General features: G+C 73.5%; 10 protein-coding genes and 1 tRNA gene. 7 read left to right on the forward strand and 4 right to left on the reverse strand.

Annotated elements, in window-relative coordinates; all coding sequences use genetic code 11:
- Positions 1-87: 87 nt before the first annotated feature.
- Together HJC40_RS11670 and HJC40_RS11675 are read left to right on the forward strand one after the other, a co-directional pair.
- Positions 88-951, forward strand: coding sequence for an SDR family NAD(P)-dependent oxidoreductase (locus HJC40_RS11670; RefSeq protein ID WP_250000907.1), 864 nt, complete (start codon positions 88-90; stop codon positions 949-951).
- A gap of 48 nt (positions 952-999) precedes the next feature.
- Positions 1,000-1,674, forward strand: coding sequence for a TetR/AcrR family transcriptional regulator (locus HJC40_RS11675; RefSeq protein WP_250000908.1), 675 nt, complete (start codon positions 1,000-1,002; stop codon positions 1,672-1,674).
- A 7-nt stretch (positions 1,675-1,681) separates the two neighbouring features.
- On the opposite strand, the gene HJC40_RS11680 is transcribed toward HJC40_RS11675, so the two are convergent.
- The 4 genes from HJC40_RS11680 to HJC40_RS11695 form a co-directional block, all read right to left on the reverse strand.
- Positions 1,682-1,757: transfer RNA gene (locus HJC40_RS11680), tRNA-His, on the reverse strand.
- 106 nt (positions 1,758-1,863) lie between these two features.
- Positions 1,864-2,460, reverse strand: coding sequence for an oligoribonuclease (gene orn / locus HJC40_RS11685; protein WP_250000909.1), 597 nt, complete (start codon positions 2,458-2,460; stop codon positions 1,864-1,866).
- A 285-nt stretch (positions 2,461-2,745) separates the two neighbouring features.
- Positions 2,746-7,656: a hypothetical protein gene (locus HJC40_RS11690; protein ID WP_250000910.1), complete on the reverse strand. Its 4,911-nt coding sequence runs from the start codon at positions 7,654-7,656 to the stop codon at positions 2,746-2,748.
- A gap of 123 nt (positions 7,657-7,779) precedes the next feature.
- Complete coding sequence (locus tag HJC40_RS11695; RefSeq protein WP_250001551.1) at positions 7,780-9,441, reverse strand: copper resistance CopC/CopD family protein; 1,662 nt, start codon at positions 9,439-9,441, stop codon at positions 7,780-7,782.
- Between the two features lie 166 nt (positions 9,442-9,607).
- Between HJC40_RS11695 and HJC40_RS11700 the strand changes: the two genes are divergently transcribed.
- The 5 genes from HJC40_RS11700 (at position 9,608) to bcp (ending at position 13,149) form a co-directional block, all read left to right on the forward strand.
- Positions 9,608-10,144: a sigma-70 family RNA polymerase sigma factor gene (locus tag HJC40_RS11700; protein WP_250000911.1), complete on the forward strand. Its 537-nt coding sequence runs from the start codon at positions 9,608-9,610 to the stop codon at positions 10,142-10,144.
- Between the two features lie 77 nt (positions 10,145-10,221).
- Positions 10,222-10,716, forward strand: coding sequence for a MauE/DoxX family redox-associated membrane protein (locus tag HJC40_RS11705; RefSeq protein WP_250001552.1), 495 nt, complete (start codon positions 10,222-10,224; stop codon positions 10,714-10,716).
- Entirely contained in the window at positions 10,713-11,459 is a 747-nt protein-coding gene (locus HJC40_RS11710; protein WP_250000912.1) for a thioredoxin domain-containing protein, read from the forward strand. The genes HJC40_RS11705 and HJC40_RS11710 overlap by 4 nt, the downstream gene beginning before the upstream one ends.
- Entirely contained in the window at positions 11,456-12,433 is a 978-nt protein-coding gene (locus HJC40_RS11715; protein WP_250000913.1) for a hypothetical protein, read from the forward strand. The genes HJC40_RS11710 and HJC40_RS11715 overlap by 4 nt, the downstream gene beginning before the upstream one ends.
- A 239-nt stretch (positions 12,434-12,672) precedes the next feature.
- Complete coding sequence (gene bcp / locus HJC40_RS11720) at positions 12,673-13,149, forward strand: thioredoxin-dependent thiol peroxidase (RefSeq protein ID WP_250000914.1); 477 nt, start codon at positions 12,673-12,675, stop codon at positions 13,147-13,149.
- Positions 13,150-13,165 lie beyond the last annotated feature (16 nt).

The raw sequence follows: 13,165 nt of genomic DNA on the forward strand, positions 1-13,165 counted from the left end.
CAGGTGAACGCCGTCACATCCCTCTTCTTTAGCGACACTGTGTCGTAATCTTAGTGACAGGTCGTCGCAAAAAAAGGAGCGTGGGTCGTGCCGGAACCAACCGCAAAGCTCGTCGTCGTCACCGGGGCCTCGACGGGTCTGGGCGCCTCGACCGCCCGGGAACTGGCCCGCCGGGGATTTCACGTCCTGGCCGGGGTACGCCGCGCCCGCGACGCCGACGCGCTGCGCTCGACCGGCATCGAGCCGGTCATCCTCGACATCACCCAGGCGGAGCACGTGGCCGCCCTGGCCTCGCGGGTCGCCGACGATCCGAGGGCGCTGCACGCGGTCGTCAACAACGCCGGCATCCAGGTGAACGGTCCGGTCGAAGCATTGCCCCTGGAGCAGTGGCGGCGGGTGTTCGAAGTCAACCTGTTCGGCCACGTCGCCGTCACCCAGGCACTCCTCCCCGCGCTGCTGCGCGGCCGGGGTCGCGTGGTCAACATCAGCTCCATCGGCGGCCGGACCGCCATGCCGACCTACGGCGCGTACGCCGGCGCCAAGTTCGCGCTGGAAGCCGTCAGCGACTCGCTCCGTCGCGAGGTGGAGCCGCTGGGCGTCCGGGTGGTCGTGGTCGAGCCCGGTGGTGTCCGCACCGAGATGGCCACCCGTGGAGTGGCGACGGCCAACCACCTGGCCGCCGGGATGACCCCGGAACAGGACGAGCGCTACGGCGGACTGGTTCAGGCGATCAACTCGCTGATGACCTCGGGCACCGCCTCGGGGCTGACCGCCGACGCCGCCGCCCGGGTCGTCGCCCGGGCCGTGACGACCCGGCGGCCGCGCACCCGCTACACCGCCGGCCGCGACGCCGCCCTGATCATCGGCCTGGCCCGGGTGCTGCCGGACCGTACGCTCGACCGGGTCTTCGCCACCACCCTGCGCCGTCACTACCCGGCCGCCACCGCCTGACGGCGGACCCGCCCCTGGTGCCCGTTCGTGGTGGGAGAGGATGACCGGATGCCGCGGATCCGGGGAGCCAGCATCGAGGAACACCACGAGCTGGTGTGGGACGGCCTGGCCGAAGCCATGCGGGAACTGCTGCTCGAACGGGACTACGACACCATCACCATGGGCCACATCGCGGCCCGGACCGGGCTGGCCCGCAACACGCTGTACAACTACGCCCGCGACAAGAGCGCGCTGGTCCGGGCGCTGACCCAGCGGGCGAGCCGGCCCGCGGTCGAGCGGGTGGCCGCGATCGCCGAACGGTCCGCCGACCCGGCGGCCGACCGGCTGCGACAGATCATCGGGGCGGTCCTCGAGGCCTCCACCGACCCGGCCCTGCAGCCGATGTTCCGGCCCGGCTCCGGGCCCCTGGTCGACGAGGTGCCGAAGGGGCCGGACAGCCCGTTCCACGCGATCGTGGTCGAGGTGGAGAACGTCGTCCGTGACGGCATCGCCCGGGGCGAGTTCCGCGACGTCGGCGACGTGGGCCTCGCCGTGGAGCTGCTGTCGGGCGCCATGCGCGCGGGCGCCGAACGCATCGGGCGCGACCCGGCCGCCTTCGAACCGACGGTGCGCGCGGCGCGGGATCTCGTGCTGGCGTCCCTGCTTCCCGCCGGCACCCTCGCGGCCGGCGGGAAGGCCGCCGGAAACGACGAGGGCCCGGTCAGCACGACCGAGCCCTCGTGACACTGCTTGGGGTGACCGACGGGACTTGAACCCGCGACCCCCTGGACCACAACCAGGTGCTCTACCAACTGAGCTACGACCACCAAGCTCACGAGGACGCATCCCCGTGGTGCCGGACAAGCATAGCCGAATGCCGAGGGTGCCCGTCGAGCGGGTTACCGGGCACGGTCGGGTGACGAGCCTGTCGCCTTACAGCTCCGCGGCGATCGCCTTGGCCGACTCGATGTCCGGGCCGGGCAGGGGGACGAAGATCGCACGGCGGTAGTACTCGAGCTCCCGGATGCTCTCGCGGATGTCGGCGAGCGCCCGGTGGGCGAGCCCCTTGGCCGGCTGGCCGAAATACACCCGCGGATACCAGCGGCGGCACAGCTCCTTGATCGAGGAGACGTCGATCATGCGGTAGTGCAGGAACGAGTCGAGCGCCGGCATGTCGCGGGCGAGGAAACCACGGTCGGTGGCGATCGAGTTCCCGCAGAGCGGGGCGGTGCGCGGGTTGGGGACGAACTGCTGGACATACGCCAGCACGGCCTCCTCGGCCTCGGCCATGGTCACAGCCGAGCGGCGCACCTCGTCGGTCAGCCCCGACTTGGCGTGCATGTCACGAACCACCGGCGGCATCGCGTCGAGCGCCGCGTCGTCGGCGTGGATGACCAGGTCGATGCCCTCACCCAGAACGTTGAGATCGGCGTCGGTGACGAGCGCGGCGACCTCGATGAGCTTGTCCTTGCCCAGGTCGAGGCCCGTCATCTCACAGTCGATCCACACCAAATGATCAGCCACCCGCACAGCGTACGCCGCCCGCCCGGGACCGGTGTCTCGTCTATGCCCACCACCCTTCCGGGCCGGACCAGGCAACCACGTGCTTTGTCCGCTTTCGGGCGATGACTTCGCAACAATGCCGACGACGGGCTAAACTGGTCTTAACGGACGAAGCCCCCCTTCGGTTACTCCGTTCCCCCGGGTAAAGGGCCCTCCGCGTCGGCAGCGCGGAGGGCCCTTTCGGTTGTGCGGCCCGTCGCGGGCAAAGAGAAAGGCCGCCCTCGGGCGGCCTCCTCGGTACGGACGATCGGTCTACTGCCCCGGCCCGTCCTCGTGCTGGTCGATCGGGGCCGTCGCGGTGATGCGGCGACGGCGGCGCTGATTGTTGCCGGCCAGCAGGTCGGCCGCCTCCTGCTGATACGCGGCCAGCCAGCCCGCGGGCGTCCCGCTCGCGGCCGGGATGGCTCCCGTGCTGGTGCGCACCGGGACGTCGGCCGACGGGCGGGCCGGACGAGCGACCCCCGCGGGCGGCGTGGCGGTGCCCCGCGCAGCCGGCTTGGCCGGGGTGGCCGCCTTGGTCGTCCGGGTCGAGCTCTTGGCCGGCGTCGACTTGGTCGCCGGGGTCTTGGCGGTGGACGACCTCGCCGACGCGGGTTTGGCCGCCGCCTTCGCCGGCTTGGCCGGCTTGTCGTCGTCCTCGGCCGGCTCGGGCTCGGTCTTGGTCCGGGCGGCCCGCGTACGGGTCGTCTTGGCCTTGGGCTTGGCCGCCTTCACTTCCGGTACGGCAGCCTCGCCCGTCTCGTCGTCGGCGAGCGTGTCCGCGGCCGGCTCCGAACCGACGGCGGCGGCCGCGGCAGCCCGCGCGGCCACCGTCTGGGCGGCCTTGCGCCAGGCGGCCGGAGCCGGACGGCCGGCGGCCAGCCGGCTCGAGAACGTGGACGACACGCCACCCTCGACCCGGCTCTGCGCCTGAGCCATGAGGTCACGCTCGGCCTCGGAGCGGGCCCCGCCCCGGCGGCCGGCCGAATCCGGCCCGGACGTGTCGGCCGCTGGCTCACCGTCACCCGCAGGCTCGGCATCGGCTGCGGGCTCTGAGTTGGTCGCGTCGGTCGCGTTCGTCGCGGACTCTGCGTCGGCTGCACGCGCGCCATCGACAACCGACTCGGTAGTGGCAGCAGGGCCGCCCTCAGCGTCGTCGGCCGGGGTCGTGGTGTTGGACACGGTCGTGCTGTCGGTGACGGGCCTGGTGTCCTTCGCGAGGCTGACGTACCCGGCGGGGTCGGTGCCTCCCGCCAGGCCGGTGTCCTCCGAGGGCTTGCTGTCCCCCGCGGACCTGGCGTCCGCGCCGAGCTTGGTGTCCGCAGCGAGGTCGGTTTCCTCCGAAGGCCGGCGGTGCCCCGCGGTCCTGGTGGCCGCGCCGAGCCTGGTGTCGGCGGGAAGCTTGGCATCCGCGAGCTTGCTGTCCCCCGCGAGGCCAGCATCCGCGCCGAGCTTGCTGCCCGCGAATTCGGTATCCGCGGCGGGCTTGCTGTCCTCCGCGAGCTCGGTATCCGCGGCGGGCTTGGTGCCCCCCGCGAGCTCGTGGTCCGCGGCGGGGGACGCGTCGGTCGTGCGGCCGGCGGCTGTGTCGGGCTGAGCGCCGGCCGGGGACTTGGCGGTTCCCTCGCGTTCGAGGTCGGCTGCGGGACGTGCCTCCGCCGCCTCGGATGCCGGACGGCCGGCGGACGGGGTCGGCTTGGGACGCTGCTGTGGCGACGAGGTCGCCGGGCGGACCGCCGGCGAAGACCCGCCGGTCGGAGCCGCCATCGGCGGGACGCCACCCACGGAGCTCGCCGGGGACGGGTGACCCGCCGGGTCGGCGCCGTTCGCACCGGCCGCCTCACCAGGGGCTGCGGAGCCCGGAAGCGGCCGGTCCGCGGTGACGCGTTCTCCGCGCGCCATGGCATGCATGACGGCGGGAACGTTCGACGCCGCGCCGGCGGAGTGGGACGACGCATCCGCGGAGCCGGCACCGGCCGTGACCGCCGGCGCGTCGGTGGCCGCGGGAGCCGAGCCGGAGATCCGGGCCGGCTGCGATCCGGCCGGGCCGGCCTGCGGGGACGCGGAAGCGGTGGCCGGGACCGGACCGCTCGGCTGTGCCTCGCCGTTGGCCATCTGATGCGCGGGCCGGACCTGGGCGGACGCGGGCCGCTCCGAGGTGCCGGGACGCGCCGGCGACGGAATCGGCCGGCTCGGCGCGGGCGGCCGTGGAACCGTCGGCCGGGGCGGGGCGGGGGCCGTGGTGGCCTTGGCTGCGCCGGCCCCCGGCTCGTCACCGTCGTTCGCGTCCGCCTCAGCCGGCTCATCCTGGGAACGCTTGGCAGCATCCCCGGTCAGAGCGTCGGTCTCGGCCACGTCGGGCGCCGGCGTCCCGGACGAACCCGGCCGGCTTCCCCGCGTGCCGGAGGTAACCGGCTTCTCCACAGATGCCGGCTCAGGAGCCGAGCCCGGACGGTTGCTCCCGGTGCCTTCTTCGATGTCGGCTCCCGCGACCGGGCGGACCTCACTGGCGGATGAGGTGCCCGGCCCGGTGCCGGTCGGGACGGAGGCCTGCGACAACTCGTCGGCCCTCAAGCCTGACCCGCTCCCCGGACCGGGGCGAGCGACGGCCGGACGGTCGGTGCCGACCGGACGGTCGGCACCAGCCGAGCCGTCAACGGCGGCCGGACGACCGGCGCCGGCCGAGACACCGCCACCGGCCGAGCCGGCCAGGCGATCGGCGGTAGCCGGGCCAGGGGTGCCGGTCGGGCGGCCGCTGCCGGTCGAGTTCGTGCTGCCGGCTTCGGCTGCGGCGGCCTGGCGGGTGTGGCCGGAGGGGGCGGCCGGACGGCCGCCGTTCGTGGACGGCGTCCGGGGGGAACCCGCGTCCGGGACGCCGACGGTCGGTGTCGGGGTGGACGCCGGCGCGGCGGCGCGTGCCGGGTCCGACGGTGTGTGCTCCGGGGACGGGCCCCGGCCGGTGGGTGCAGGTTGGCCCGGCCGGCCGGCCGGAGAAGGGCGGCGCGAGGGCGTCGGGCGCCCGGCGGGCTGGGGCCGGCGGGCGGGCCGCGGCGACTCCGTGCGCGGCATGCCCATCGCGGCCCAGTCGGTGGCTCCGGGGCCGGTGACCATCGACACCTTCTGGTTGGCCATCCGGGGGTCGCGACCGTCGTCCATGGGCTCGCCCCGGGCGGCGCGCGCGTCGGCGGCGCCGGCCGCGTAGGCGGCAGCCACGGTGTCGATCGAGTGGGCGGGCACCGCTTCGGCCGGGGACTCGTCGTCGGCCGCGGCTGAGTCGCTGCGAGAGCCCGCAGCCGAACCGACCGACATGCCCGAGCTCAGGGGAACCGATTCGTCGGCGGAAGCCTGAGCCGATCCCGCGGAGACCGAGCCGGCGGAAGCCCGAGCCGACCCTGCGGAGACCGAGCCGGCGGAAGCCCGAGCCGACCCTGCGGAGACCGAGCCGGCGGAAGCCCGAGCCGACCCTGCGGAGACCGAGTCGGCGGAAGCCCGGGCCGACCCTGCGGAGACGGAGTCGGCGGAAGCCGTCTCCGCGGCAGCCGGCGCCGTCGAGGACGCCGAGCCGGCGGGAGTGCGGTCATCGGCAGCCACATCCGCGCGTGCCGTCCCCACGGGAGAAGTCGATGCCGCGGAGGCCGGGCGACCGGCCGGGGCATCGGCGGTGGAGACGTCAGTCGCACCGGCGGCAGCGGTCGCGAGGTCGGCGGAACCACTCGGCGCCGCGACCGGGGCGGCGATCGTGGAAGCGGTGGCTGCCGGAACGTGCGTTCGCGGGGAGGCCGGCGACGCCGAACCGGGTTTGTCGGCGCCGGCGGCCGCGCGGCGGCGGGCCGCCTCGGCCAGTCGGGCCGCAGCCTGGGCCTCGGTCTCGCGGGCCCGCGCGGGGGCGGTCTCCGCCACCCAGGCTTCCACGGCAGAGGGCTGGAACATCGGGATGTCGCCGGGCGTGGTCGCCGGGCGCTTCGCGGCGCGATCGGTCCGGCGGCCCGGCGAAGCCACACCGCCGGACGAAGCCACACCAGCGGAAGCCACACCGCCGGACGAGGCCACACCAGCGGAAGCCGCACCGCTGGGCGAAGCGACACCAGCGGAAGAAGCGACACCGCCGGAAACCGCGTCGCCGGCGGTGGCGGCACTGCCAGAGGAAGGCTCCCCGACCGGCAGCGAGACCGAGCCGGCACCGATGAGCTGGAGCGGTTCGCCGGGCGCCGGGCCGGCCGGACGACCGGGGATGGCCGTCGCGGCGGCGTATTCGGCCGGGTTCGGCGGCACTCCGGGCCCGGCGACGGGCGACCCGGCGGCGGCCGACGGGGCGCCGGCGCTCGCCGGGGCCGATGAGGACGCAGCGGCCAGCGCCGGAGCGGGCGGCCAGGCCATCACGGCCGGGACGGGACCCGGACGGGCGTCGGCCAGCGTCCGCGGGCGGTGCGCGCCCACTGGCCGACCGGTCGAGGGCAGCGCGGGCAGGGGGGCGCCGATCGCGCGCATCAGCTCGGGCACCTGGCTGGGCTCGACCACGTACACGATCTCGCGACGGCGGGCCGGCCAGGCCAGCACGACCATGCCGACCATCACGAGCAGCGTGCCCAGGGTCAGCAGGCCCCATGCGCTCGAGTTGAGCCAGCCGGGGCGCAGCTCGGCCGTGGCGCGCAGCTGCAGGCCGGGGGCGGCGACGGGACTCATCACGACGAGGCTGTACGGACCACCGCGTACGTCCGACGGGGTCCACGAGATCTGACCGGTGCTGTCCGCGCGAGTCCAGAACGGCGCCTGCCCGGGCTGCTGGCGGGGCGCCTGCCGGCCGGGGACGACCGTCGTGGCCACGGGCAGCGCGCCGGTGCCGATGTCGATCGTGCGGACCCTGCTGTGCTGCACGTCGGCCAGGTATTCGCGCACGGCGCCCGCCGGCGCGAGCCCGAGGAAGGCCGGGCCCTGCTGGGTACGGGCGAGCAGGCGGAGCTGGGTGTCCCCGATGCGCGTGAAGGGGGCGTCGGAGCGCAGCACGCTGTCCACGTCCTGGATCACGACGGCGTAGCCCGGCGTGGCCAGCTGCTGGAGGTCGGCGCTGAACGCGCCACCCTGGTCGCGGTGCTGCATGGCGGCCCAGAGCCCGGCGCCGGCCAGCAGCGACGGCAGACCGATGGTCAGCGCCAGCATTCCGAGAATGGTCCGGAACACCCGCATCAGCTTCTCCCCCTCAAAGCTCGGCGGTAGTGGCCCGACCATACAAGTCCAAATAACCCCAAAGTGGTCAAACAGTGGCTAAATCGCTGACAGAAGTGATGCGGGTGCGTCAGGAGCGAACGGTCAGTTGACCGTGGCGGTGGTGGACAGCGTCGTCTGGTCGATGTCGCTCGTACGCGCGGTGACCTTGAACGTCCACTCCCCGGCCGCGGGCAGCGCGATGTCGCCGACGGCGTGGAAGTCGGTGATCCGCAGCAGCGGGATCTCGATCGGCTCGATGCCCTTCGACGGCAGCGCGACCGTGGCGCTCCACTCCACGACGGTCAACGGCTTGTTGTCGGGCGTGTAGGCGTACAGGTGGATGCTGTTGTTGCCCACCGTGGCCGGGAAGATGTCGATCTGCAGAGCCATCTTCGGGCTGGTCAGGGTCTTGGTCACCGTGGTCGAGGTGCCGGCCGCCTGGGTCGCCTCGGCCGAGCGCGGGGGTGCGATCTGCACCAGCGCCGAGGTGACGCCGAGCACGACGGCGGTGACCGCCAGCTCGGCCCACACCACCCGTCGCAGGCCGGACGGCTTGCCCTCGGCCACCTTGGAACGCACCAGCCGGCGTGAGTACCAGGCCGCGCCGAGCACGATCGCGACCAGCCCGACCTTGACCAGGATCAGGCGGCCGTACGTGGTGAAGAAGAGACCGTCGAGCGAGGAGACCTCGATGAGCGCCTGGACGACCCCGGCCACGATCAGCGCGGCGACCGCCGTGGCGGCCCAGCGCGACCAGATGGGCAGGATCGCCCCGAGCTCCCGCTCGTCGGCCTTGCGCAGCAGGAAAGCGACCAGCATGACCAGGCCGCCCAGCCACACCGCCATCGCGGCCAGGTGGATCGCGTCGACCACGACGGAAACCCCGGCCACCGGCGAGGCGGTCGGGTGCCCGGTCAGCGGCCAGGTCGCCAGCGCGGCCACGCCGAGCACGCCGAGCAGCGCCAGGTCGGTCTTGGAGTCGGAGCCGGTGCCGCGCAGCAGCGGCCGCAGCAGCAGGGCCGCGGCGCAGATCACGCCGAGGCGCACCAGCATGATCGCCCCGAACGTGCTGCCGAGCACGTCGCGCAGGTCGCCCACCCGTACGTCGAAGAGGCTGGACCCGGTCGAATAGGGCGCCTGGAGCCAGAGGGCCAGCAGCGTGCTGCCGGCGACCAGGCCGATGCCCGTCCAGACGAGACGGCCCGGCCCGCGGCGGCTGAGCCGGTGCGGCCAGAGCAGCGCGAGCACCAGCACCGGGCCGACCAGCAGCACCAGGCCGGCGTACCCGAGATATTTGCCGACCGGGATGAGCACCCGGACGACCGGGTCGACCGACTCGTCGTCGATCGTCGCCGCGGGAGTGGCCGACGCGGCGCCGACCGAGTAGGTGAGGCTGCCGCCGACCGGGTGGCTGTCGGCCGAGATGACCCGGAAGCTGACCAGGTAGGTGCCCCGGCCGCCGCCCGAGCGCAACGGGATCGTGACCGCGCCGCCGTCGACGGTGGGCTCGCCCTGGTCGGCGCGGGAGCCGTCCGGGGCGAGCACCTGGATCTTGCCCGAGAGCAGTTGCACGGACTCGCTGAAGTTGAGCGTGATCTTGTTGGGCGCGTCGGGCACGATCGTGCCGCTCGCCGGGTCGCTGTTGACCAGCACGGCGTGCGCGCTCGCGGGCGCGGCCGGGCCCAGCAGCACGGCCAACAGCCCGATCAACAAGCCCGCCAAGCTCGCCAGACCACGACAAATCCGGCGTCCATCCACACCCATGACTGTACCGGCCCGGTCCTGTCGTCCCGGCGTCCCGCTCGCTCCGCCCATCCCGGTGCAGTCAGTCATGCCGACATGCTGCCCGATCACCCCGGTCACTGCCCACTACGGGTGGCCCGGCCCGGGCTCGGAGGTCCGGCGGCCCGGGGGCGTACGATGCTGGGCCATGGATGGCGTGGACGAAACCACCTCGCTCGCCCTCGCCGCCCGCGACGGTGACGAGGCCGCTCTGGCGGCGTTCGTGCGCGCCACTCAGGCCGAGGTCTGGCGGTTCACGGCGGCGCTCGTCGACCCCGGCGCGGCCGATGACCTCACGCAGGACACGTTCCTCCGCGCGTTCAAGGCTCTGGCCGCCTTCGAGGCCCGCTCGTCCGCGCGCACCTGGCTGCTCGGCATCGCCCGCCGCACCTGCGCCGATCACCTGCGCACGGTGATCCGCCGCCGGCGCCTGGACGCCCGCCTCGCCGCCGAGACCTGGACGGCGTCGCCCTCGCCCGACCCGATCCACCGGCTGGCCACGGCCGATCTGCTCGGCCGGCTCGGCGAGGAGAGGCGTACGGCGTTCGTGCTCACCCAGGTGCTGGGCCTGTCGTACGCCGAGGCCGCCGAGATCGAGGACGTCCCGGTCGGCACGATCCGCTCCCGGGTCGCCCGCGCCCGCGACGAGCTCGTGACCGCCGTCTCCCAGGCCAGAGCGGTCTAATCAGCTTTTTCCCAGCGGAACCCCAGCACAATAAGGGGAACCGGCGGGACAGTTGCAGCGACTAATCGGGCGTGACCATGGACTTGAAGCAGCGGCCTTCGCGGCTGACAGCGGCCTGGCCGTGGATCTCCACCCTCGCGCGTCTCGGCCTGGCGGCGGTCTTCCTGATCGCCGGCGGGCTCAAGGTGACCGACCTGGCCGCCTCGGCGCGCGCGGTGAACGCGTACGACCTGATGTCCTACGACACCGCCAAGGTGATCGGGGCCGTACAGCCGTTCCTGGAGATCGCGCTGGGCCTGCTGTTGCTGATCGGCATAGCGACTCGGCTCAGCGCGGCCATCGCCGCGGTGGTGCTGGTGATCTTCATCGCCGGCATCGTCTCGGCGTGGGCGCGCGGGCTGCAGATCGACTGCGGCTGTTTCAGCAAGGGCGGGGAACTGACCGGCGGGCGGACCGCGCAGTACGGCCTGGACATCCTGCGTGACGTGGGATTCCTCGCACTGGCCGGAATTCTGCTGTGGAAGCCGCGGACGAAGTTCTCGCTCGACGGACTGTTGTTGGGAGAGAGATGAGCAAGGGCAATCGGGGGCGCGACCGCACGGCGGCCAAGCGGATCGTCGAACAGCAGAAGGCGGCCGAGCGCCGCCGCCGGGTGACGATCTGGACGTCCGTGGGTGTCGTCGCGGTGCTGCTGATCGCCGGTCTGGTCGGCTGGCGCGTGCTGGCCAACCAGGACTCGGGCACAGCTCAGGCCAGCACGCCGAGCGTGGCGGTGGACGACGGCACGGCGTTCGCGGTCGGGTCCGGGCCGGTCACGGTCGACATCTACGAAGACTTCATGTGCCCGATCTGCCACGAGTTCGAGCAGCAGACCGGGCCGGCGATCGCGCAGATGGTCACCGACAAGAAGGTGACGGTCCGCTACCACCCCGTCTCCATCCTGGACCGAGCCTCGAACGGCACCGAGTACTCGACCCGGTCGGCCGGGGCCGCGGCCGCCGCCGCCGTCGACGGCAAGTTCGTCGAGTACCACAAGGTGCTCTTCGACAACCAGCCCGAGGAGGGCAGCAGCGGCCTCGACAACGCCAAGCTGATCGAGCTGGGCAAGTCGGTCGGGCTCGGCGACACGTTCGCCCAGGCGGTCAACGACAAGACGTACGACTCGTGGGCCACGAAGGCGACCGAGACGTTCGCGTCGCGCGGCTACAACGGCACGCCGACGATCGTCGTCAACGGCAAGCAGGTGACCGGGCCGAACGAGTCGCTGCCGACCACCGAGATCCTGACCCAGGCGGTCACGGCGGCCGCGGGGTGAGACGGTTCGCGCTGACCGTGGCGTTCGCCGGTGCTGTGCTCGCACCGGCGACGCCCGCGTTCGCGCACACCGGGGACGCGCCGGACTCCACGGCGTACCGGACCTCGGTGACCACGACCAGCGCGCCGGGCGTCTCGGTCCGTCCCGTGCAGGCCGGGGCGGAGCTCGAGCTGACCAACGACTCCGGCCGCCCCATCGAGGTCCTCGGCTACTCCGGCGAGCCGTATCTCGACGTGCGCCCCGACGGCACCTGGCAGAACGTGAACTCCCCGGCGGCGTACCTCAACCAGACACTCGCCGGAGACACACCGGTGCCGGCGAGCGCCGACCCCACCGCACCCCCCGCGTGGCGCAAGATCTCGGACGCGGCCCGCGTGCGCTGGCACGACCAGCGCACGCATTGGCTGAGCGCCGACCTGCCGCCGCAGGCGGTCGCCGACCCGTCCCGCAGCCACCGCCTGCGCGACTGGGTGGTGCCGCTGCGGGCCCGGACGACCGTCTTCGAGGTCCGCGGCACGCTCGACTGGGTTCCCCCGCCGCGGGCCTGGCTCTGGTGGGCCGGCGTCGTCCTCGCGGGCCTGGCCACGGCGGCTGCGGCTCAGCGGTGGCCGCGCGCCGTGCGGCCGGTCGCGCTGGTCGCCGGTCTGGCTCCTCTGGCGTACGCGGTGAGCCGGGTGCTCGACGGCGGCACCCCACCGCCGGTGCTCGTCCTGGCCGGGCTGCTGGGTGTCGCGGCGGCCTACCGGCACCCACCGTTCTTCCTGGCCCTCGCCGGCGCAGTGGTGGCGCTGTTCGCCGGCTTCAACGAGGCCTCGGTCTTCGGCGCGGCCGTGGTGGGCGCGGCCGGGCCGGGGTGGGGGCCGCGGCTGGCGGTCGCGCTGGCCGCCGGGCTGGGCGCGGGGCTGGCGCTGACCGGCGTGCTCCGCATGCGCGCGGCCCGGCCGGCTCCCCAGCCCGCCGCCGCACCCGTCTGAACACGTTCCCGCTCACGGCCCGAGACCGCTCACCCAGCCGCGCGGAACCGAACCGAGCCCGCCCTCCCAGGGGGATGCCCCCGTTCGCCATTCTTCCGGAGATTGCGGGACGCTGAGGTCGGCCCGGCCGCGGCCCTGTGGACGAGACACGAGTGTGGAAAACGCCTGACTGAGCGGCCGACGTGCTACCCGACATGCCTTTCGCCGGTCTTGCGGCCGGGCGGTCTATCGTCGTCGGCATGACTGAGTCCGTTCGACTTTCCGCCGGCGACACCGCGCCCGAATTCAGCCTGCCGACCGACAACGGCGACCGGCTCACTCTCAAGGATCTGCGCGGGCGCAAGGTCGTCCTGTACGCGTACCCGGCGGCGATGACCCCCGGCTGCACCACGGAGACCTGCGACTTCCGCGACTCGCTGGGGTCGCTGCAGGCCGCGGGTTACGAGGTCGTCGGCATCTCGCCCGACGCCCCGGCCAAGCTGGCCAAGTTCCGCGAGCGCGACGCCATCACGTTCCCGCTGGTCAGCGACGAGGACAAGAGCGTGCTCCAGGCGTACGGGGCCTTCGGCGAGAAGAACAACTACGGCAAGAAGGTCATGGGTGTCATCCGGTCGACGTTCGTGATCGACGAGAACGGCATGATCGAGCGGGCCCTCTACAACGTCAAGGCCACCGGCCACGTCGCCAAGCTGCGGCGTGATCTCGGCATCGACTGACACTACAGTCGGCTCC

The organism is Actinoplanes sp. M2I2 (assembly GCF_023544445.1).
Taxonomy (GTDB): Bacteria; Actinomycetota; Actinomycetes; order Mycobacteriales; family Micromonosporaceae; genus Actinoplanes.